The organism is Kitasatospora sp. NPDC059648 (assembly GCF_042734825.1).
Classification (GTDB): domain Bacteria; phylum Actinomycetota; class Actinomycetes; order Streptomycetales; family Streptomycetaceae; genus Kitasatospora.
This window is the reverse complement of sequence record NZ_JBHWDU010000108.1, coordinates 1-22,239: the sequence shown is the minus strand read 5'-3', so window position 1 is coordinate 22,239 and position 22,239 is coordinate 1. Positions and strand designations below refer to the sequence as shown.

Here is a 22,239-nt window from a genome sequence, read left to right as displayed (position 1 = left end):
GCCGGAAGAAGTTCGTCATCAACGGCGCCACCGCCGACCTGTGCTTCGTCAGCGCCGTCCTGGACGGCGCGCCCGCGATCATCGCGGTGGAGAAGTCCACCCCGGGCGTGCGGGTCACCCAGGTGTACGACAAGCTCGGCACCCGCAGCGTCGACTCCGCCCTGGTGGAGTTCGACGGTGCCCGGGTCGCCGCCGAGCAGGTGGTCTCGCGCAGCGGCGTCAGCCAGCTGATGCGCTGGAACCGGGTGATGTCCCGGATGCGCCTGCTGATCGCCGCCGACGCCTTCTTCACCCACCGGGCGCTGCTGGAGCACATCACCGGGTACGTGCGCGGGCGCAGCCTCGGCGGCCGACCGCTCGGCGCCTGGCCGGTCAACTCCCACGCGCTGGCCCGGGCCCGTGCCCACCAGGAGCTGATGGAGGCCGGCATCGCCGACGCGTACCTGCGGGTCACCGCCGGGGGCAGCACCGTGCCCGAGATCGCCGAGCTCAAGTGGTTCTGCGTGGAGAAGGCGAACGAGCTGGCCGTCCTCGCCACCGACCTGGAGGGCGGCGCGGGCTACATGTGGGACAGCCCCTCGCTGCGCGCCCACGCCCAGCTGCGCGGCTTCCGGATGTCCGGCGGCAGCCAGACCACCATGCTGACCATCGCCAACCACAGCATGGCCTGCCGGGCCGAGCTCGAACTCGCGCCCGCCGGAACGGACGGAGCCCGCCGTGGCTGACGGAGCGCAGCGGCTCGGCGCCGCGTTCCTGGCGGCCTGCGACCGGCACGGCGATCGGCGGGCCGTCGTCGCGGCCGGCCGGGAACTGACCTACGCCCGGTTCGCCGACCTGGTCCGGGAACGCGCCCGCGCCCTGGACGCGCTGCTCGGGCCGGACCTGGTCAACGTCGGCGTGCACGCCGCCAACAGCATCGACTACCTGGTCTCGTACTACGCCCTGCTGGTGGCCGGACGACTGCCGTTCCTGATCGACGCGACCTTCGGGGCCGCCGAACTGGAGGGCATCCGGACCAGCTGCGGCGTCCCGGCCTTCCTGTTCGACGGCAAGGAGCCGTTCCCGCTCGGCGGCGGGACCCGGGCCGTCCCGGACAGCGCGCTGTCGCTGGCCGTGCTGCCCCCCACAGCCGGGGCGCCCGAGGCCCGGCCGTCGACCGCCACCTGCCGGTTCACCTCCGGCACCACCGGCGCCCCCAAGTGCCTGGAGTTCACCGCGGACGCGGTGATCGCCGCCGCGGACACCTGGGCGGCGGGCACCGGCCTCGGCCCCGGCGACCGGGTGCTGTGCCTGGCCGGCTTCACCAACGGGCTGGCGTTCAACACCTCGCTGCTGCCGGTCTTCAAGGTCGGCGCCGAACTCCACCTCTACCAGGGCCTGCCCACCTCCGGCGGCATCTCCCGGGCCGTCACCCGAGCCGCCGCGACCAGGCTGGTGGCCTTCCCGCTGGCCTACCGGCTGCTCGCCGACGCGGTCCGCGCCGACGTCGACGCGTTCGCCACCGTCACCCGGGCCGTCTCCGCGGCCGCCGTCCTCGACCCCGAGGTGCGGCGCGGGTTCGAGTCCCGGTACGGCGTGCGGATCGCCGACTACTACGGCATCGCCGAGACCGGCCCCTGCACCTACGAACGCGAGCCCGACCGCTCCGAAGGCCTCGGCACCGCCCTGCCCGGCGTCTCCGTCAAGGCCGTCGAACTGCCCACCGGCGAGACCGAGGTGAGGGTTCGCACCGCCTCGATGGCGGCCGGGTACCTGAACGCCCCCGGTGCCCTCGCCGAACGGCTCGACCCCGACGGCTACTACCGCACCGGAGACCTCGGCCACCTGGTCGACGGGCGGCTGTTCGTCACCGGCCGGCTCGGCGGGCCGATCAACCTGGCCGGCCGGAAGATCGACCCGGCCGAGATCGAACGCACCCTGCTCGCCCTCGACGGCGTCACCGACGCCGCCGTGTTCGCCGACACCGACGCCAACGGGGAGACCGTCCTGCACGCCGCACTGGCCGGCACCGGCCGGATCGGCCGCACCGGGGTCGTCGACGCCTGCCGCGCCCGCCTCGCGCCGTTCAAGGTGCCCGGACGGGTGACCTTCCTCCCCGCCATCCCCCGATCGACCGTCGGCAAGGCCCGGATGACCGAACTGCGCCGCCTGGTCCAGGACGTCCGCGCCGCCGACGAAGCCCCCGAGGAACCGGAGAAGCACGCATGAGCGAACGAAGTGAGCGGACCATCGAGGCGTGCGCGTGGTGCGAAGCGCTCGCCGAGCGGAGCGAGGTGGGCGCATGAGTACGGCGAACGAGGCGGCCCGGACCGACACGGCCCTGCGCGAGGAGATCGAACTGCTCGTCGAGACCGCCACCGGACGGGTCGTCACCGTCGCCGACCTGCGCGCCGCGGACGGCGAACTCGACCGGGCCGGCGTCAACTCCATCGGCTACATCAACCTGATGGAGGTGCTGGAGCAGCGCTACGACGCCGTGATCGACCCCGAGGCCGATCCCGAGCACCTGTACTCCGTCGACTCGATCGTCCGGTTCGTCCGTGCCCGGCTCGCCGAGGGAGGCCGCGCATGACCGCCGCGGACCAGGCCCGCACCGCCCTGCACCGGCTGCTGACCGGCCGCGGGCTCGAACTGCCGCCGGCCGAGGAACTGGACGGGGCCCTGGACCGGGTCTGGGAGACCACGCCCTTCGCCGTGGCCGCCGCGCTCACCGAACAGGTGCACGGCGTCCTACCGCTGCTCGACGCCTTCGACGACACCGCCCCGCTGATCGACGGCATCCGCGCGGGCCATGTCACGGCCGCGCTCGGCCTGTTCACCCCCAACGCCCTGCTCAGCCTCACCGCCCCCGCCGTCCGGGCCGACCGGGAAGGCGGCCGGACGCTGCTGCACGGTCGCTACCGGTACGCCGTCCAGGACGCCGAGGCGTCCCTGGTCCCGGTCCGGCTGGACGGCGGGACGAGGCTGGCGCTGGTCCCGCACGACGCGGCCGGCGTCCGGCTGCACGGGGCGGGCCGGGCCGCCGGCTGGGGCTGGGCCGAACTGGACGGCGCCCCCGCCGCCGCGCTGTCCCGCCCGGTCGACTGGGCGCCCGGCGGGGAGCTGACGGCAGCCCTCGACACGTACGCCTGGGCGTTCGCCCGCCGCGCCCTGGCCTGGCCCGCCCGGGTCGTCGCCGACCTGCGCCGGGCGCTGGCCCGGGCCGGCGAGGGCGTCGAGGCGCTGTCCACCTCCCAGTACCTGGCCCACGAACTCAGCAAGCTGGAGATCGAGATCTCGCTGGCATCGGCCGCCGCCCGGTTCGGGGCGGGGTTCAAGTCCGAGGAGCCCGGCGGCCAGGCCGTCCTCGCCATCCTGCTGAGCGCCGTCGACCTGATCCAGCGGGCCGCCCGGACCGCCGAGGACATGGCCACCGAACTCGGCCTCGAACACGCCCCGGCGGACGACGCCGACTGGCCCGACGCCGTCCTCCAGGCCCACTTCGGCGGCCGCCGCGTCGTCGAGAACGAACTCGCCCGCCGGATGGGCCTGGTCCCGGAGGCGGTCGGCGCATGACCGTCCCCGTCGCCGTCTGCGGCCTGACCGGCCGGATGGCGGGCGTCGTCCGGCAGGCCGTCCTGGACGCCCCCGACCTCGCGCTGTCCGCCCGGCTCAGCCTCCGGCCCCCGGCGCCCGGCCCGGCCGAACCGGATCCGCCCGCGCCGGTGGTGCACCGCCTCGCCGACCTCCCCGACCCGGAGCCGGTGGTCGTCGACTTCACCGCCGAGGAGGCCACCGCCGAACTGCTCGACCAGGCCCGCACCGTGCCCTGCGCGCTGGTCATCGGCACCAGCGGCCTCGGCGACCGGCACCAGCGGCTGCTGGCGGAGGTCGGCCGCAGCCGGGCCGTCGTGGTCGCCGCCAACTTCAGTCTCGCCCTGCTGGCCGTCACCCGCTTCGTCGAGGAACTCGCCGCCCAGTCCGACGACAGCTGGAACGCGGGCGTCGGCGACCTGCACTTCGCCGGCAAGCGGGACCGCCCCAGCAGCACCGCCCGTCACCTCGCCGCCGCCTGGCAGGGCGCCCGCGGCCCCGGCGCGCCCGCCCCCGACATCACGTCCTTCCGCCTCGGCGACGCCCTGAGCGAGCACCGGGTGGTCGCGGCGGGCAGCGGCGAGCACGTCGAGGTCCTGCACCGGATGGCCGACCGCCGCGCCTTCCTGCCCGGTGTGCTGCGCGCGATCCGGTACGCGGCCACCGCCGGGCCGGGCGTGCGCAGCCTGGCGGACGTGGTGCGCGAACCCGTTCCCGTACGGCGGTGACCGGGGTGCGGCTGCTGTGGGACGAGGTCCGGAGCGGCGCGGCGCAGGCCGCCCACCAGCGCAGCGGTCACACCGGCGCCGCCCGCCAGGACCAGTGGTACGCGGCCCGGCAGGCGCTGAGGACCGGCCTGGTCCGGCTCGGTGTGGTGCCCGACCTGCCCGACGCGCACCGGCGGATCGGGCTGGCCGGGCCGGGCGCCGTCCGGCAGGTCAGCTGGGACGGCGCCGCCCTGCGGCCCGCGGTGCAGTTCTCCGTCGCGCACACCGCCGAGCAGGTGGTGGTGGCGCTGCGCCGCGGCGAACCGGCCGACGACGCGGCGCCGGCCGGGCTGGGCGTCGACGCCGAGACCGAATGGGCCACCGCCGAGCGCAACCTGCACCGCTTCGGCACCCCGGCCGAGCTCGATGCCCTGCGCCGGGCCTGCGGCCCCGTCCGGCCGCTGCACCTGTGGTGCGTCAAGGAGGCCCTGGCGAAGGCCTCCGGCCACGGCTTCGCCCGGATCCCGCCCCGGCGCTACCGCCTGCACCCCGCCGCCGACGCCGCGCCCCACCGCCTGACCGTCGAGATCGCCGGAGCCGACCCGCCGGACGGCGGCCCCCGCCGAGCCCTGGTCCGCACCGGCACCCGGACCACCACCGGCCGGCCGGCCACCGCCTGGGCGGTGGCCGAACTGCCGACGCGCTGAACCCCGACCAACGAAGCAACTGGGAGATGACCGTGACCGAGGACGCCCCGATCACCGGCCTCAGCCGACTGATCGCCGACCGGGCCGCCGCCCGGCCGGACGCCGCCGCCCTCCTCGCACCCGACCGGACCCCGCTCACCTACCGGGCGCTCGCAGAGCGGATCGAGGAGATCGGGCAGGCGCTGAACTCCTTCGGGATCGGCCGCCCCCACCGGGTCGCCCTGGTGCTGCCCAACGGGCCCGACCTCGCCACCGCGTTCCTCGGCACGGCCGCCCACGCCCAGAGCGCCCCGCTCAACCCCGCGTACCGGGAGCAGGAGTTCGCCTTCTACCTCGCCGACATGCGGGCCGACGCCCTGCTGATCGAAGCCGGGGACGACTCGCCCGCCGTGGCGGTCGCCCGACGACTCGGCATCCGGATCATCGAGCTCAGCTCCCGACCCGGCACCCCCGCGGGCGTCTTCGAGCTGCACTGCGCCGACCCGGGCGCACCGGTCGCCGCCGCCGACGGCGGCCCCGCCGGCCCCGAGGACACCGCGCTGATCCTGCACACCTCCGGCACCACCGACCGGCCCAAGCTCGTCCCGCTCACCCACGCCAACCTGCACGTCGCCGCCCGCAACACCGGCGCCGCCTTCGCCCTCGACGAGCGGGACCTCTGCCTCAACCCGATGCCGCTGTTCCACGCCCACGGCCTGACCAGCACCCTGCTGGCCACCCTGGTCCGCGGCGCCGGCATCGTCTGCACGCCCGGCTTCAGCGACACCGGCTTCTACACCTGGCTGGAGCGGTTCCGCCCGACCTGGTACACCGCCGTGCCCGCCATGCACCAGGCACTGCTGTCCGTCGCCGACGACCACCGAGAGGTCCTCGCCGCCAGCCGGCTCCGATTCATCCGCTCCGCCTCCGCGCCGCTGCCCGGCCCGACCCTCACCGCCCTGGAGGAGGCCTTCCACGCCCCGGTCATCGAGGCGTACGGCATGACCGAGGCTGGCTCTCTGGTCACCAGCAACCCGCTGCCGCCGGGCCGGCGCAAGCTCCGCTCGGTCGGCCTGCCGGTCGGCGGCCCGGTCGCCGTACTGGACAAGGCCGGCCGCCCCGTACCGGCCGGCGAGTCCGGCGAGATCGCCATCCGCGGCGCCAACGTGATGGCCGGCTACGAGGCCAACCCCGAGGCCAACTCCCGGGCCTTCACGGATGGTTGGCTGCGCACCGGCGACGAGGGGCGGCTCGACGAGGACGGCTACCTGTACGTGGTCGGGCGCAGCAAGGAGATCATCAACCGGGGCGGCTCCAAGGTCTCCCCGGTCGAGATCGACGACGTCCTGGCCGGCCACCCCACCGTCAAGCTCGCCGTCGCCTTCGGCGTCCCGCACCCCACCCTGGGCGAGGACGTCGCGGTGGCCGTCGTCCCGCAGCCCGGCGCCCTCGTCATCGAGCGGGACCTGCGCGAGTACGCCCGGGAACGGCTCGCCGACTTCAAGGTCCCCAGCCGGGTGTTCGTCGTCGACGACGTGCCGCGCAGCCCCACCGGCAAGGTGCAGCGCCTGCGGCTGGCCGAACGCCTGACCACGGCCGCCGTCGCGCCCGGCCACCGGGCCGCCCCCGCCGACCCGCTGGCCCGGCGGATCGCCGCCGTCTGGTCCGAGGTGCTCGGCACCGAGGAGTTCGGCGTCGAGGACAACTTCTTCGACCTCGGCGGCAACTCGCTGCTCCTCAAGCGCGTCGCGGCCCGGCTCGGCGAGCAACTCGGTCGCGACGTCCCGCTCCTGACGCTGACCATGTGCCCGACGGTCGAGACCCTCGCCGCGCACCTGGCCGGGGAACCCGCCGGGCCCGGCAGGCCCGGCGACGCCGCCCCCGCCGCCCGGGAGCGGCTCGACCGCGGCCGCGACCGGCTGCGCCGCCAGCTCGACCAACGGCGGGCCGGCGCACGGAAGGAGAACGGCTGATGGAGCACAGCGACGACACGACCGGCCTGGAGATCGCCGTCATCGGCCTCGCCTGCCGCTTCCCCGGGGCCGACGGCCCCGAGCAGTACTGGGAGAACCTGCGCACCGGCACCGAGTCGATCACCTTCTTCACCCCCGAGGAACTCGCCGCCCAGGGCGTTCCCGAGGCCTTGCGCAACGACCCCGACTACGTCGCCGCGCAAGGCGTCCTGGCGGACGCCGACCGCTTCGACGCCGACTTCTTCGGCATGAGCCCGAAGGAAGCCGACCTGATGGACCCCCAGCACCGGGTGCTGCTGCGGTGCGCCTGGGAGGCCCTGGAGGACTCCGGTCACGACCCGCTCGCGGTGCCCGGCCCGGTCGGGGTGTACGCGGGCACCTACTACAACAGCTACGTCGACCACGTGGACGGCCGGATCGACGGCGAGGACCCGGGCGAGGTGTTCGCCCGGAACATCGCCAACGAGAAGGACTTCCTGGCCACCCGGATCGCCTACAAGCTGGACCTGTCCGGTCCGGCCCTCACCGTCCAGTCCGCCTGCTCCACGTCCCTGGTCGCCGTCCACCTGGCCTGCCAGGCGCTGCTCAGCGGGGCCTGCGACACCGCGCTCGCGGGCGGCGCGACGGTCCGCGCCCACCAGCACCAGGGCTACCTGTTCCAGCCCGGCGGTATCTTCTCCGCCGACGGCCACTGCCGGCCCTTCGACGCCACGGCGCAGGGCACCGTCGCCGCCAACGGCGCGGGCATGGTGGTGCTCAAGCGGCTGGAGGACGCCCTCGCCGACGGCGACCCGATCCGGGCCGTGATCAAGGGCTCGGCCGTCGGCAACGACGGCGCCCGGCGGATCGGCTTCACCGCCCCCGGTGTGGCCGGCCAGGCCCGGGTGATCCGCGCCGCCCTGGACACCGCCGACGTCGACCCGGCCACCATCGGCTACGTCGAGACCCACGGCAGCGGCACCCCGCTCGGCGACCCGATCGAGATCGAGGCCCTGACCCAGGTCTTCCGCGGTCTCGCCCCCGGCAGCTGCGCGATCGGCGCGGTCAAGGGCAACATCGGCCACACCCACGCCGCCGCGGGCGTCGCCGGGCTGATCAAGACCGTGCTGGCGCTCCAGCACCGGCAGATCCCGCCGAGCCTGCACTTCGACGTCCCCAACCCGGCCATCGACTTCGGCTCCGTCCCGTTCCGGGTCAACACCCGGCTCACCGACTGGCCGGCCGGGCCGGGCCCGCGCCGGGCCGGCGTCAGCTCCTTCGGCATGGGCGGCACCAACGCCCACGTCGTCCTGGAGGAGGCCCCCGCCGCCGCCCGCCGCGAGCCCGGCCGCGCCCGCGTCCTGCTGCCGGTCACCGCCCGCACCGCCACCGCCCTGGAGGCCGCCACCGACCGGCTGGCCGACCGCCTCGACGGCGCCGCCGCCCCCGACCTGGCCGGCACCGCCCGCACCCTGCAGACCGGCCGCCGTCACTACGGCCACCGCCGCTTCCTGATCGCCGAGTCCACCGCCGAGGCCGCCCGCGCCCTGCGCGAGCGCGCCCCGAACGCCGTCCGCACCGGCCACCACGACGGCACGCCCCGCCAGGTCGCCTTCGTCCTCCCCGGACTCGGCGAGCAGCGCATCGGCATGGGGCGCGAACTCCACGCCACCGAACCGGCGTTCCGCGAGGCCCTCGACCGCTGCGCCGAGGGCTTCCGCCCGCACCTAGGCATCGACCTGCGCGAGCTGCTCCACCACGCCGGGGCGCCGGACACCGCGCCCGCCGGCCCCGACCTGCGCCGGATGCTGCGCCGCGGCCCGGCCGCCGCGGAGCGCACCGAGCTCGACCGCACCCGCTACGCCCAGCCCGCGACCTTCGCCGTCGAGTACGCCCTGGCCCGGCTCTGGGAGTCCTGGGGCGTGCGGCCGAGCGCGCTGATCGGCTACAGCATCGGCGAGTACACCGCCGCGCACCTGGCCGGCGTCCTCTCGCTGGACGACGCCCTGAAGCTGGTCGCGCACCGCGCCCGGCTGATCGACGGCCTGCCCGCGGGCGCCATGCTGGCCGTGCCGCTGGCCGAGGAGCGCGTCCTCGGCCTGCTGGACGACGGCCTCTCCCTGGCCGCCGTCAACGGGCCCGCGCTGTGCGTGGTGGCCGGCACCGCCGAGGCGGTCGGCGCGCTGGAGGCCCGGCTCGCCGCGGACGGCGTCGCCGCCCGGCAGCTGCAGACCACCCACGCCTTCCACTCGCACATGATGGACCCCATCGTGGCCGAGTTCGCCGAGCTCGCCGCCGGGGTCACCCTCCACCCGCCGACCGTCCCGTACGTCTCCAACGTCACCGGCGACTGGGCGGACGCCGAGCTGGTCACCGACCCGGCGTACTGGGTGCGGCACCTGCGCCGGCCGGTGCGCTTCGCCGACGGCATCGGCCGGCTGTGGCAGCAGCCCGGGCGGATCCTGCTGGAGACCGGCCCCGGCCAGTCCCTGACCAGCTTGGCCCTGCAGCTGCGGCCCGCCTCCGCCGCGCCGGGCGTGGCCGTCGCCTCCATGCCGGGCCGCTTCGACCGGCAGGGCGAGGAGCGGTTCCTGCTGAACACCGCCGGCGGGCTGTGGGCCGCCGGCGTGGACCTGGACTGGTCCGCGGTCAGCGGCGGCAACGCCGCCTCCAGGGTCGCCCTGCCGCCGTACCCGTTCGAGGAGACCCGGCACTGGATCGACCCCGCGCCCCGCAAGGCCGCGCCCTCCCTCGCCCGGCGGGCGGACCTCGCGGACTGGTTCCACACCCCCGTCTGGGAGTCGCTGCCGCCGCGTCCGGCGGCCACCGCCCCGGCGGCCGGGAGCTGGCTGCTGTTCACCGACGAGGAGGGCGTCGGCGAGGCGCTCGCCGCCCGGCTGCGCGCCGACGGCCACCGCGTCACCACCGCGCGGGCGGCCCTGGGCTGGCGCGAACTCCCTGACGGCGGCTACGAGCTGGCCCCCGGCAGTGCCGCCGACCACCGGCGGCTGGTCGAACGGCTCACCGCCGACGGCGGGCCGCCCGGCCGGATCGTCCACCTGTGGAGCGTCGGCCCGCGCCGCTCCGCCGAGGAGACGCTGGAACGCGGCTTCCACAGCCTGCTCCGGCTCGACCAGGCCCTCACCGCCACCGCCCCCGGCGCCCCGCTGGACCTCACCGTGGTCTCCAGCGACGCCTTCGCGGTGCTCGGCACCGAGCCCGTCGCCCCGGAGAAGGCCACCGTCACCGGCCCGGCCCTGGTCCTGCCGCTGGAACAGCCCGACACCGTCTGCCGGGCCGTCGACCTCTCCCTGCCGCCCGGCGGTAGCTGGACGCCGGCGGACACCGAACTGCTGTACGCCGAACTCCTCGACGAGCCGACCAGGCCGCTCACCGCCCTGCGCGGCCGCCGCCGCTGGGAGCGCACCCACCGGCCGGTCCGGGTGGAGGCCGTCCCGGACGGCCGCACCCCGCTGCGCGAGGACGGCGTCTACCTGATCACCGGCGGCTTCGGCGGCGTCGGCCTCTCCCTCGCCCGCCACTTCGCGGCCGCCGCCCGGGCCCGGATCGTCCTGGTCGGCCGCACCCCGCTGCCGCCCCGCGAGAGCTGGGACGCCCTGCTCGCCGACGACCGCGGGGCCGGGGCGGCGGGGGAGCGGATCCGGGCCGTGCTGGAACTCGAAGGCCTCGGTGCGCAGGTGATGACGGCGGCCGCCGACGTCACCGACTCCGCCGCCATGCACCGGATCGCCGACGAGGCGGTGCGGCGGTTCGGCGCCGTCCACGGCATCGTGCACGCCGCCGGCGTCCCGGCCGCCGGGCTCGCCCAGCTCAAGACGGCCGAGGCCGCCGACCGGGTGCTCGACCCCAAGGTCCGCGGCGGGCTGGTGGTCGACGCGCTCGCCCGCCGGCTCGCCCCCGACTTCACCGTCCACTGCTCCTCCAGCCTCGCCCTGACCGGCGGCGTCGGGCAGATCGACTACGTCGCCGCCAACGCCTTCCTGGACGCCCTGGCCCAGCACAACGAGGCCACCGGCGGCCCGCGCACCGTGTCGGTGAACTGGGACGGCTGGCAGGAGGTCGGCATGGCCTTCCGCACCGTCGGTGCCGGTGCCGAGCGGCCCGCCGACGGCCGTACCGGCCCCGTCGACCACCCGCTGCTCGACGCGTGCCTGCGCGACGACGGGGCCGTCGCCGTCTACTCCGTCGCGCTCAGCGTCGCCACCTCCTGGCTGATCGACGAGCACCGGATGGCGGGGAACGCCGTCGTCCCCGGCACCGGCCACCTGGAACTCGCCCGCGCCGTCCACGAGCACCAGAGCGGCGACGCCCGGGCGGTGCTCGACGAGGTCACCTTCCTCTCCCCGGTGGTCATCGGCGAGGACCAGCAGCGCGAACTACGGGTCGTCCTGGACAAGCGGCCCACCCCGCCGCGCTTCGCGGTGGTCAGCCGCGAGACCGGCGCCGGCCCGGCTGACGAGGACGGCTGGCAGGTCCACGTGACCGGCGCCGTCGGCCCGGTCGGCGAGGACACCGCCCCTCGCCGCCGCCACGACGTCGCCGAGCTGATCGCCCGCGCCGGCATGCGCGACCTCGGCGCCGTCACCCACACCGGCCCGATGGGCTTCGGCCCGCGCTCCCGCTGCCTGCGCCGGGTGCACCTCGGCGAGAAGGAGGCGCTGGCCGAGCTCGAACTTCCCGCCGAGTTCGGCGGCGACCTGGAGCGGATCGCGCTCCACCCGTCCCTGCTCGACCTCGGTGCGGGCTTCCACGGCATGAACCTCGCCGAGGAGTTCCGGATCCCGCTCCGCTACGGCCGCCTCACCCTGCTGGCCCCGCTGCCGCGCCGGATCTACAGCCACCACCGCTTCCACGAGGCGGACCGGCGGGGCAAGGAGACCTTCACCGCGGACTTCACGCTGCTGGACGAGACCGGCCTGGAAACCGTCCGGGTCGAGGACTTCGTCCTCAAGCGCGTCGCCGACCTGGAGACCCGGCTGGAAGCGCTGCGAGACGGCACCTCCCGCGAGACCGCCGCCTACCGCTTCCCGCCCGCCGCCGCCCCCGCCTCCGGACGGCCCGGCGAGGGCGGACCGCTGCGCGACCACCTGGACCAGGGCATCCGGCCCGCCGAAGGCGTCGAGGCGCTGCTGCGGCTGCTCGCCGCCGGGCTCGGCCCGCAGGTCGCCGTGGTCGCCAAGGACCTGGACGCCGTGTTCGCCGACATCCGCGCCCACCGGGTGGGCGCCCCGGCGGACGGACCGGCGGACGACGCCGCCGTCCACCCGCGCCCCGGCATCCTCACCGCGTACACCGAGCCCCGGGACGACACCGAGACCGCGCTGGCCCGGCTGTGGGCCGAACTGCTCGGCCTCGAACGCGTCGGCGTGCACGACGAGTTCTTCGAGCTCGGCGGCCACTCGCTGCTGGGCCTCCAGCTCGCGGCCCGGATCCGGCGCCGGTTCGGCGTCGACCTGCCGCTGAACGCCCTCTTCGAGACGCTGACCGTCGCGGAGCAGGCCGCCGCGCTCCGGCGGCGCCTCGACACCGAACCGACGACCGACACCCCGGGGGCCGGCACCTCGACGACCGGCACCCCGGCCGAACAGAAGCGGAGCACTGCAGATGTCTGACATCCACACGGTCGGCGTGGTCGGCGCCGGAGTCATGGGCACCGGCCTGGCCCAGGCGCTCGCCCAGACCGGCCACCGGGTCCTGCTCGTCGACCGGACGAAGGAGATCCTCGCCGCCGCCGAGCGGACCATCGCCCAGGGCCTGCGCTTCGGCCGGGTGCTGGGCGCCAAGGGCCCGAAGGAGGACCGGCGGACCGTCCTCGGGCGGATCAGCCTCACCACCGACTACGAGGGCTTCGACGAGGCCGACTTCGTGATCGAGAACATCACCGAGGACTGGGGGCTGAAGAAGGGCGTGTACGAGCGCCTGGACGCGGTCTGCCCGGAGCGCACGGTGTTCGCCGCCAACACCTCGGTCATCCCGATCACCCGGATCGGCGCGGCCACCTTCCGGCCGGACCGGGTGCTCGGGATGCACTTCATGAACCCCGTCCCGCTCAAGCCGACCGTGGAGATGATCCGCGGTCACCACACCTCCGCCACGACCGTGGACACCGCCCGCACCCTGCTGGCCCAACTCGGCAAGGAGGGCATCCTGGTGGAGGACTCGCCGGGGTTCGTCACCAACCGGGTCCTGATGCTCACCGTGAACGAGGCCGTCTACCTCGTCCACGAGGGCGTGGCGGGTGCCGAGGAGGTCGACCGGATCTTCAAGACCTGCTTCGGCCACACCATGGGCCCGCTGGAGACCGCCGACCTGATCGGACTGGACACCATCCTGCAGTCCGTCGAGGGCCTCTACACCGCGTTCAGCGACAGCAAGTACCGGCCGTGCCCGCTGCTGGTCCGGATGGTCGACGCCGGCCTGCTCGGCCGCAAGAGCGGCCAGGGCTTCTACAGCTACGCCACCACCCTGGCCTGACCGCACGTCCCAGCCCCAGCCGCCACCGGCACCCGAACGAGAAGAAGGAACCGCCCGCCATGACGACGGCCGACCACAAGCCGCAGATCCTCGCCTTCCTCGCCCAGTTCTTCGGCGAGCACCGGCTGACCGACGACGAGGACATCTTCGCCACCGGATTCGTCAACTCGCTCTTCATCATGCAGCTGGTGCTGTTCGTCGAGGGCGAGTTCGACATCACCGTCGAGGACGACGACCTGGAGATGGCCAACTTCAACACCGTGCGCGCCATCGACGCGCTCGTCACCCGCAAGCGCGCCGCCGTCGGCGCCGCCCAGCACTCCTGACCCTCCCGTGACCTTCCCGACCGCAGAGACGAGGCAGGAGAGGAACCGATGGCCATCAGAGTGCAACTGACCGAGCGCCAGGCCGCGGCGCGGGAGGAGTACGAGGCCTTCACCCGGGAGGCCGTCGCCCCGCACGCGGACGCCTGGGACCGCGCCGAACGCCTCCCCGAGGAGTTCCTCAAGGAGTTCGCCGCCCGCGGCCTGCTGGGCGCCGCCGTCCCGGCCGGGTACGGCGGCACCGAACTGGACCCGATCACCTTCGGCCTGCTCAACGAGGAGCTCGGCCGCGGCTGTTCGTCCGTGCGCAGCCTGGTCACCGTGCACGGCATGGCCTCGTACGCCGTCGCCCGGTGGGGCGGTGAGCGGCAGCGCGAGCACTGGCTGCCGAAGTTCGCCACCGGCGGGGCGATCGGCGCCTTCGCGCTCACCGAGCCCGGCGCCGGCAGTGACGTCAAGGCCCTGCGCACCACCGCCCGGCGCACCGACGACGGCTTCCGGCTGACCGGCGAGAAGCGCTGGATCACCTTCGGCCAACGCGCCGACGTGTACCTGCTGTTCGCCCGCCTGGACGGCCGGGAGGCCGCCTTCCTGGTGCCCAGGGACGCCCCCGGGCTGACCGTCCGACCAGTGACCGGGATCCTCGGCACCAAGGCCTCGATGCTCGCCGAACTCAGCCTCGCGGACTGCCTGGTGGCCCCCGACGCGCTGCTCGGCCGGCCCGGCTTCGGACTGGCCGCCGTCGCCGCGAGCGCCCTCGAACTCGGCCGCTACAGCGTCGCCTGGGGCTGCGTCGGCCTCGCCCAGGCCTGCCTGGACGCCTCCCTCGACCACGCCGACCGGAGGGAGACCTTCGGCGTCCGGCTCCGCGACCACCAGCTGGTCCAGCGGATGATCGCCGACATGGCCACCGGCACCGCCGCCGCCCGGCTGCTCTGCCAGCAGGCCGGCTGGCTGCGGCAGGACCGCTCCACCGAGAGCCTGCACGCCACCTGGCTCGCCAAGTACCACGCCTCCCGCACCGCGTTCCGCTCCGCCTCGGACGCCGTCCAGGTGCACGGCGCCCAGGGCTGCGGTGACGGCTACCCGGTCCAGCGCTACCTGCGGGACGCCAAGGTCATGGAGATCATCGAGGGCAGCACCGAACTCCAGCAGACCACCATCGCCGAATCCGCCTACCACTCCCGCCAGCGCACCACCCCCACCGAAAGGGTGACGGCATGACCTCCCAGGGCACCGCCGGCCAGCAGGACGGCACCACCGCCGACAAGCCCGCCAAGACCGTCAAGTGCGTCGTCTGGGACCTCGACCACACCGTGTGGGACGGCATCCTGCTGGAGGACGGCGAGGCGCCGCTGCGCCCCGGTCTGCGCGAGGTCATCGTCGAGCTCGACCGCCGCGGCATCCTGCACTCGATCGCCAGCCGCAACGACCACGACGCCGCCACCGCGGCGCTGCGCCGGCACGGGCTGCTCGACTACTTCCTCTACCCGCAGATCAACTGGAACGCGAAGTCCTCGTCGATCCGCTCCATCGCCACCTCGCTCAACCTCGGCCTGGACGCCTTCGCCTTCGTCGACGACGACGTCTTCGAACGCGGCGAGGTCTCCTTCGAGATCCCCGAACTGCTGGTCGTCGACGCCGCGGAGGCCGCCGGCCTCGCCGACCGGCCGGAGTTCTCACCCCGGTTCATCACCGACGACTCCGCCCGGCGGCGCGAGATGTACCTCGCCGACCAGGAGCGCACCCGGGTGGAGAAGGAGTTCACCGGCCCGCAGGAGGCCTTCCTCGCCACCCTCGGCATGACCCTCACCATCCACCCCGCTCAGGAGGAGGACCTGCGCCGGGCCGAGGAACTGACCGTCCGCACCCACCAGCTCAACACCACCGGCTACACCTACTCCTACGACGAGCTCGACGCCTTCCGCCGTTCGGACACCCACGAACTGCTGGTCGCCCGGCTGGAGGACCGGCACGGCCCGTACGGGACCATCGGCCTGGTGCTGCTCGCCAAGGACCGGGACGCCTGGACCGTCAAGCTGCTGCTGATGTCCTGCCGGGTGATGTCCCGCGGCGTCGGCGGGGTGATCATCAACCACCTGCGCCGCCGCGCCCGGGAGGCCGGCGTCCGCCTGCTGGCCGAGTACCTGCCCAACGGGCGCAACCGGATGATGCTGATCACCTACAAGTTCACCGGGTTCCGCCAGCTCCCCGGCGAGGACGGGCCGACGCTGTTCGAGGCCGACCTCACCGACGTCCCCGGCGACCCGCAGTACCTGACCGTCCACGCCCCGACGGGTGCGGAAGCGGCCGTCCGCACCCCCACCGGAGAGGACGGGGAACGGTGACGGCGGCCGGCAGCTCCTGGGTGGTCAGGACCGAGCCCAATCCCGGCGCCCGGCTCCGGCTGATCTGCTTCGCCTACGCCGGCGGCGGCAGCTCGGCCTTCGCCGACTGGCCGCGCGCCCTGCCCGACGACGTCGAGGTGTGCGCGGTACGGCTGCCCGGCCGCGAGTCGCGGATCTTCCAGCCCGCCTACACCGACGTCGCGGACCTGCTGCCCGACCTCGGCGAGGCCCTGGCCGACCACTGCCGGCCTCCCTACGCCCTGTTCGGCCACAGCATGGGCGCGCTGATCGCGTTCTCCTTCGCCCTCCGGCTCCGCGAACTCGGTGCACCCGCCCCCGACCACCTAGTGGTCTCCGGACGCCGGGCCCCGCAGCTCACCCACAACCGGCCGCTGATCCACCACCTGCCGCAGGACCAGTTCCTGGAGCGGCTCCGGGAGCTGGGCGGCACCCCGGAGAGCCTGCTGGCGGACGCCCGGGTGATGCGGCTGGTCCTGCCCGGCCTGCGGGCCGACTTCCAGCTCAACGACTGCTACACCCACCGCCCGCAGGAGCCCCTGGCCGTCCCGATCACCGCCTTCGGCGGCCGCGCCGACCCGCACGTCGACCCCGAGGGCCTGGCCGCCTGGGCCCGGCAGAGCACCGGCGCCTTCACGATGCGGATGTTCGACGGCGGCCACTTCTTCCTGCACTCCGCCCAACGGGAGGTCCTGCACGAACTGTCCCGGCTGCTGCGCCGGCCGACCGGCCGGATCGCCGGAGCCGTCGCCCTTTGAACCCGGCCGACGTGAACCCACCCGACGTGAACCCACCCGACCGGTGGCCGGAGGGCCCCGCCGCGCCGAGCCTCGCCCAGGGCGAGGTGCACGTCTGGCGAGCCCGCCTCGACCCGCCCGAGCGGGCCGCGCGCCGGTACGCCGAGCTCCTCGGACCCGAGGAGCGGGCGCGGGCCGACCGCTGCCGGCTGCCGGTCGAACGCGCCCGCTTCGTCGCGGCCCACGGCGCGCTGCGCACCGTCCTGGCCCGTTACACCGGCCGGGCCCCCGCCGACCTGCGCCTGCACCGCACCGCCCGCGGGCGCCCCCGTCTGGCACCGGCACCGCATCCCACGGCGCTCGACTTCAACCTCAGCCACTCGGGCGACCTGGCCCTGATCGCCGTCACCCGAACCGGCACCGTCGGCGTCGACCTGGAGGAGGTCCGCGCGGACCTCGACCACCGTGCGATGGCCGCCCGCTTCCTCGGCCCCGCCGAGGCCCGGCTGATCGCCGGACTGCCCCCGGCCGCCGGGCGGCACGCCTTCTACGACCGGTGGACCTGGCGGGAGGCGTACGCCAAGGCCGCCGACCTGCCCGTCCCGCGCCGGCTCGGCCCCGGCGCGCCGGGCCCGCTGCCGATCACCGTGGATCTGTGGAAACTGAGCAACCTCCCGCTGGACAAAGGATATTGTGCGACCGTCGCGGCCCCCGAGTCCTGCGCGCCGCCGCTCCGCTGGACGCTGACCTGACGCAGGACCGGGCCCGCAGGACGTCGCCCACCCGCTGATCCGCCTGACGAGGACTGCGGACGAAAGGAGCCGGATCGCATGCCCGAACTGTCCAGCCTGTGGTGGTTCTTCACGGCCTCACTGGTGCTGCTGCTCATCCCCGGCCCGTCCGTGCTCTACGTGACCGGCCGGACCCTCGACCAGGGGCGCCGCGCCGGACTGCTGTCCACCCTCGGCCTGGCCTGCGGCGACCTCGTCCAGGTGCTCGCGGCCGTGGTCGGACTGTCCGCCCTGGTCGCCTCCTCCGAGACCGCCTTCAACGTGGTCAAGTACGCGGGCGCCGCCTACCTGGTCTGGCTCGGCGTCAAACGGCTGCGCACGCCGGACCCCGACCCGTCCGCCGAACAGGCCGACGAGGCGCCCGCCCGCTCGCCCCGGATCTTCACCGACGGCCTCGTCGTCAACGCCCTGAACCCGAAGAGCACCCTGTTCTTCCTCGCCTTCCTGCCCTCCTTCATCCACAGCGGCAGGGGAGCGGTCTGGTCCCAGACCCTGGTCTTCGGACTGGTCTTCGTGGTGGTCGGCATGGCCACCAACGCAGGGTGGGCGCTGCTGAGTTCGCTCATGCGCCAGCGCGCCCGGAAGAGCCGCCGCTTCCTCCGCGCCGAGCGGTACGTCGTGGCCGGAGTCTTTTTCGTCCTCGCCGCCGCCACCCTGGCGACCGGCCTGACCAGCGGCTGAGCCGCCCACGGGAGCCCACCGACATGACTGACACACCCACCGGCACACCCACCGGCACCCCGCCGGCGCCCGCCCGCCACCTGCTCGCGGGCAACGAGAACCCCTACCCGCCGCTGCCCGGCGTGCTGGAACGGGCCACCGCCGCCCTGCACACCCTCAACCGCTACCCGGACCCGGCCGCCACCCGACTGGTGACCGCCCTCGCCGACCACCTGAACGTGCCGCCGGCCCACGTGGTGGTCGGCCCCGGCTCGGTCGGCGTACTGTTCCAGCTGGTCCGCGCGGCGGCCGGCCCCGGCGACGAGGTCCTCTTCGCCTGGCGCTCGTTCGAGGCCTACCCGGAGGCGGCCGACCTCGCCGGGGCGACCGCGGTCGCCGTGCCACTGGCGGACGGCGAGGTCCACGACCTCAGCGCGATGGCCGCCGCCCTCACCCCGCGCACCAAGGTCGTCCTGGTCTGCAACCCCAACAACCCGACCGGCACCGCCGTCCCACCCGCCGAACTGGTGAAGTTCCTGGACGCGATACCCGCCTCCACCCTGGTCGTCCTGGACGAGGCCTACCGTGAGTTCGCCCCCGAGGACACCCCGGACGGCATCGACCTCTACCGCACCCGCCCCAACCTGGTCGTCCTGCGCACCTTCTCCAAGGCCTACGGGCTGGCCGGGCTCCGGGTCGGCTACGCCGTGGCCCACGACACCGTCGCCGCGGCGGCCCGCGCCGTTGCGCTGCCGTTCGGCGTCAGCCGGATCGCCCAGGACGCCGCCGTGGAGTCCCTCGCGGCCGGCCCCGAACTCCACGAGCGGGTCCGCGGCCTGGTCGCCGAACGCACCCGCGTCCAGGCCCTGCTGCGGGCCCAGGGCTGGCCGCTGGTGGAGTCCCACGCCAACTTCGTCTGGCTCCGGCTGGGGGAGCACACCCCGGCCTTCGCCGCCGCCTGCACCGACGCCGGGATCACCGCCAAGGTCTTCCCGGGCGAAGGCGTCCGGCTCAGCATCGGCGAACCCGTCGCCAACGACGCCGCCCTCGCCGTCGCGGCCGCCTGGCGCGCCCGCACCGCGTAGTCTTCCCGGGCCCCTCCGGACCGCGCACCCGGAGGGGCCCGCGTCACCTCCGCGGACGACCGGAGCACCACCGGCCCTCCGCCCGGCGGCCACGGTCGAGAGTCCCGGCCCGGGGCCGCCGGGGGCACCGCCTACGCCGAGCGGGGCGGCCGCGGCGCGGGAGGGCAGCTGTCCAGCCGGGCCCGGACGGCGTCGGCGTCCCGGTGCTGGAGGTCCTCCAGGATGGCGAGGCTGCGGACCCAGGCCGCCCGGGCGGACTCGACGTCGCCGAGCGCCAGGTGGGTGTCCCCGAGGTGGGTGTGGATGTCGGCCTGGAGGAAGTAGTCGCCGACGGCCACCCGCAGCCGCAGGGACTCGTGGTAGGCGGGCAGCGCCTCCCGGTACTCGCCGAGGCGGTGGTGGATGAACCCGATGCTGTCCCAGATGGACGACTGGCCGGGCAGGTTGCCCGCGTCGCGGGCCAGCTCCAGGGCGCGCCGACAGTGCGGGAGCGCCTCCCGCAGCTCGCCCTGCTGGGCCAGGTACCAGCCGATGCTGTTGAGTGCGAGGGCCTGCCCGGACCGGTCGCCGATGGCCTCGAACAATTCCAGGGCCCGGCGTGACTCGGCCACGGCCTCGGCGTCGCACTGCTCCTCGCCGTGGGCGATCGCGAGGTCGAGCCGGGTGCGGCCCTCCCGGGGCCGGTCGTCGAGCGCCTCGAACAGGCCGAGGGCCAGGCGCAGTTCGCGCTGGGCCTCGGGCTGGCGGCCCTGGGAGCGGTGCACCTGGCCGAGCCAGCGGTGCGCGTGGGCCTGGTGGCCGAGGTCGCCGGTGCGCTCGGCGGAGGCCAGCGCGGTCTCGCCCGCCCGCTGCCACTGCTGCCACAGCCCCGACTTGAGCAGGTAGGGCACCTGGACGCCGACCAGCTGCCAGGCGTGGACGTCGGCCCCCGTCCGGTGCGCCGAGTCGACGATCCGCTCCAGGACCGGCTGTTCCCCCCGGTACCAGTCGAGCGCCTCCCGCCGGTCGGTGAGCTCCTCGGGGCTGACCCCGGTGGCGGGCTCCGCGAGGTCCAGCGTCTGCCAGGAGACGTCGTCGGCGTACGCGAGGACGGCGGCGCGGTGGGCGGTGTGGAGGTAGTGGTCGAGCATCCGCAGGGTCCCCGCGGCCTGCCCCTCCGGCGGTTCGAGAGCCGCCGCCTGCTCGGCGGCGTAGGCGCGCAGCAGGTCGTGGAAGGTGTACCGGTCGCGCTCCGGCGCCGTGATCAGATGGGCCCGGTGCAGCTCCTCCAGCAGGGCGCGGATCTCGGACGGCGGCCGGCCAGCGAGGCTCGCGGCCGCCGCCGTGCCGATGGTCGGGCCGGGGTGCAGGCCGAGCAGCCGGAACAGCCGGGCGGCCCGCGGACTCAGCGCGCGGTACGACCAGGAGAGCACCACCCGGACGTCGGCGTGGCTGTCACCGGCCGACAGCAGGTCCAGTCGCGCCCGGGAGTCGCGCAGCTCGCGCGCCAACACCTCCAGCGGAGTGCCGGGGTGCTCGGCCGCCCGGGCGGCGGCGATGTTCAGTGCGAGCGGCAGCCGGGCGCACAGCTCGATCAGTTCGTCGGCCGCCTCCTGCTGCTCCGCGACCGTCGCCGCGCCCAGGCGGCGGGCGAGCAGTTCGCGCGCCTCCGCGCGGGAGAGCACGTCCAGGGCCAGCGGTACGGCGCCGTCCAGGGCGACCAGCCCGGGCAGCCGGTTCCGGCTGGTGACCACGACCAGGCAGGTGTTGGAACCGGGGAGCAGCGGGCGGACCTGCTCCGCCTCACGGACGTTGTCGAGGACGATCAGCGTGCGGGTGCCCGCCAGCCGGCTGCGCAGCAGCGCGAGCCGCCCGTCCGGGTCGGCGGGGATGCGCAGGGCCGGGACGCCCAGCGCGTCCAGGAAGCCGCGCGCCACGTCGGCGGGGTCGACCGGGGCCCGGGCCGGGTCGAAGCCGCGCAGGTTGGCGAAGAGCTGACCGTCGGGGAAGCGGTCGGCCACCCGGTGGGCGAAGTGCACGGCCAGGGTGGTCTTGCCGACGCCCGCGGTACCGGCGATCGCCGAGATCACGACCGCGCCGCAGCCGGGGGCCACGTCGACGAGCAGCTCGTCGAGCAGCTGGAGCTCCCTGGCCCGGCCGGTGAAGTGGCGGATCGCCATCGGAAGCTGCTGAGGGCCGGTAGGGCCCGTCGGAGCGACGGGGGAGGCGGCGGGGCCGCCCCCGGGCACCGCGACCGGTGCGTTCGTTCGGGCCGCCCCGGAGGCCCCGTCCGCCCGGTCCGGCTCCCCGGACCGCCCGGCGTCCGGGGCCCGCGCGGCCGTGAGCCACTGGGCACGGGTCTCCGGGTCGAGTCCGAGGGCATCGGCGAGCCGGACCACCGAGGACATCCGCGGGCGCCGCCCGCCCGCCTCCAGGGCGCTGATCGACCGGGCCGACACCCCGGACCGCTCGGCGAGCTCGTCCTGGCTCCATCCCGCCGAAAGGCGTCGTTCCCGCAACAGCGCGGCAAAAATCGCAGCTCCCACAGATCCCCCCGGGTCCCTGTGATCCGCGGCGACGCCCCGCCCGTCCGACCCGGATCGCGAACGAGCGTAGCCCCACGGCGCCCAAGTGTCAGGTCAACGTCAGGTCAACGTCGTGGCCAGCGCGGCGGTGACGGGGTGAGGATGAACGTCCGACGGACCGGTCCGGGGAGGAACGACCGAACGCCCGCAGGCTTGCTCCGCGTCCGACCGTGGGGCCGGCCAGGGTCGTCGCTCCTCCGCCCACGGCATTCGCGCACAGCGGCACCCGCGTCGACGTGAGCGACAGGTCCGCGGTCCGGCGCGCGGCGCCCCGCCCGGGTGCCCGCCGCCGGACCGGTC

At 75.1% G+C, this 22,239-nt stretch carries 17 protein-coding genes; 16 read left to right on the top strand and 1 reads right to left on the bottom strand.

What is annotated here, in order from left to right; translation table 11 throughout:
• The 16 genes from ACFV1W_RS36280 to ACFV1W_RS36205 form a co-directional block, all read left to right on the top strand.
• Nucleotides 1-725: acyl-CoA dehydrogenase family protein (locus tag ACFV1W_RS36280; protein ID WP_380421538.1), on the top strand; the 725-nt coding region annotated here is incomplete at its 5' end.
• A complete protein-coding gene (locus ACFV1W_RS36275) occupies nt 718-2,208 on the top strand; it encodes a class I adenylate-forming enzyme family protein (RefSeq protein ID WP_380421537.1) in 1,491 nt (496 codons plus the stop codon). The genes ACFV1W_RS36280 and ACFV1W_RS36275, both read left to right, overlap by 8 nt.
• 73 nt (nt 2,209-2,281) lie before the next feature.
• Nucleotides 2,282-2,572 (top strand): hypothetical protein, encoded by a 291-nt coding sequence (locus ACFV1W_RS36270; RefSeq protein ID WP_380421536.1) that lies wholly within the window; start codon nt 2,282-2,284, stop codon nt 2,570-2,572.
• Complete coding sequence (locus ACFV1W_RS36265; protein WP_380421535.1) at nt 2,569-3,555, top strand: hypothetical protein; 987 nt, start codon at nt 2,569-2,571, stop codon at nt 3,553-3,555. The genes ACFV1W_RS36270 and ACFV1W_RS36265 overlap by 4 nt, the downstream gene beginning before the upstream one ends.
• A complete protein-coding gene (locus ACFV1W_RS36260; RefSeq protein WP_380421534.1) occupies nt 3,552-4,301 on the top strand; it encodes a 4-hydroxy-tetrahydrodipicolinate reductase in 750 nt (249 codons plus the stop codon). The genes ACFV1W_RS36265 and ACFV1W_RS36260 overlap by 4 nt, the downstream gene beginning before the upstream one ends.
• Entirely contained in the window at nt 4,298-4,987 is a 690-nt protein-coding gene (locus tag ACFV1W_RS36255) for a 4'-phosphopantetheinyl transferase superfamily protein (protein ID WP_380421533.1), read from the top strand. Before ACFV1W_RS36260 ends, ACFV1W_RS36255 begins: the two co-directional genes overlap by 4 nt.
• Nucleotides 4,988-5,013: 26 nt before the next feature.
• On the top strand, nt 5,014-6,939 hold the full coding sequence (locus ACFV1W_RS36250) for an AMP-binding protein (protein ID WP_380421532.1): 1,926 nt from the start codon (nt 5,014-5,016) through the stop codon (nt 6,937-6,939).
• Nucleotides 6,939-12,551, top strand: coding sequence for an SDR family NAD(P)-dependent oxidoreductase (locus ACFV1W_RS36245; protein ID WP_380421531.1), 5,613 nt, complete (start codon nt 6,939-6,941; stop codon nt 12,549-12,551). Before ACFV1W_RS36250 ends, ACFV1W_RS36245 begins: the two co-directional genes overlap by 1 nt.
• Nucleotides 12,544-13,413 carry a 3-hydroxyacyl-CoA dehydrogenase family protein gene (locus ACFV1W_RS36240; RefSeq protein WP_380421530.1) on the top strand — a complete coding sequence of 290 codons (870 nt, stop codon included), beginning with the start codon at nt 12,544-12,546 and terminating at the stop codon, nt 13,411-13,413. Before ACFV1W_RS36245 ends, ACFV1W_RS36240 begins: the two co-directional genes overlap by 8 nt.
• A gap of 59 nt (nt 13,414-13,472) precedes the next feature.
• Nucleotides 13,473-13,739, top strand: coding sequence for an acyl carrier protein (locus tag ACFV1W_RS36235; RefSeq protein WP_380421529.1), 267 nt, complete (start codon nt 13,473-13,475; stop codon nt 13,737-13,739).
• A gap of 48 nt (nt 13,740-13,787) precedes the next feature.
• Nucleotides 13,788-14,960: an acyl-CoA dehydrogenase family protein gene (locus ACFV1W_RS36230; protein WP_380421528.1), complete on the top strand. Its 1,173-nt coding sequence runs from the start codon at nt 13,788-13,790 to the stop codon at nt 14,958-14,960.
• Complete coding sequence (locus ACFV1W_RS36225; protein ID WP_380421527.1) at nt 14,957-16,084, top strand: HAD-IIIC family phosphatase; 1,128 nt, start codon at nt 14,957-14,959, stop codon at nt 16,082-16,084. The genes ACFV1W_RS36230 and ACFV1W_RS36225 overlap by 4 nt, the downstream gene beginning before the upstream one ends.
• Nucleotides 16,081-16,860, top strand: coding sequence for a thioesterase II family protein (locus ACFV1W_RS36220; RefSeq protein WP_380421526.1), 780 nt, complete (start codon nt 16,081-16,083; stop codon nt 16,858-16,860). The genes ACFV1W_RS36225 and ACFV1W_RS36220 overlap by 4 nt, the downstream gene beginning before the upstream one ends.
• Before the next feature lie 26 nt (nt 16,861-16,886).
• A complete protein-coding gene (locus tag ACFV1W_RS36215; protein ID WP_380421525.1) occupies nt 16,887-17,591 on the top strand; it encodes a 4'-phosphopantetheinyl transferase family protein in 705 nt (234 codons plus the stop codon).
• Nucleotides 17,592-17,669: 78 nt separating this feature from the next.
• Entirely contained in the window at nt 17,670-18,311 is a 642-nt protein-coding gene (locus tag ACFV1W_RS36210; RefSeq protein ID WP_380421524.1) for a LysE family translocator, read from the top strand.
• 23 nt (nt 18,312-18,334) lie between these two features.
• On the top strand, nt 18,335-19,375 hold the full coding sequence (locus ACFV1W_RS36205) for a histidinol-phosphate transaminase (protein WP_380421523.1): 1,041 nt from the start codon (nt 18,335-18,337) through the stop codon (nt 19,373-19,375).
• 131 nt (nt 19,376-19,506) lie between these two features.
• On the opposite strand, the gene ACFV1W_RS36200 is transcribed toward ACFV1W_RS36205, so the two are convergent.
• Complete coding sequence (locus tag ACFV1W_RS36200) at nt 19,507-21,900, bottom strand: ATP-binding protein (protein WP_380421522.1); 2,394 nt, start codon at nt 21,898-21,900, stop codon at nt 19,507-19,509.
• Between the last annotated feature and the right edge of the window lie 339 nt (nt 21,901-22,239).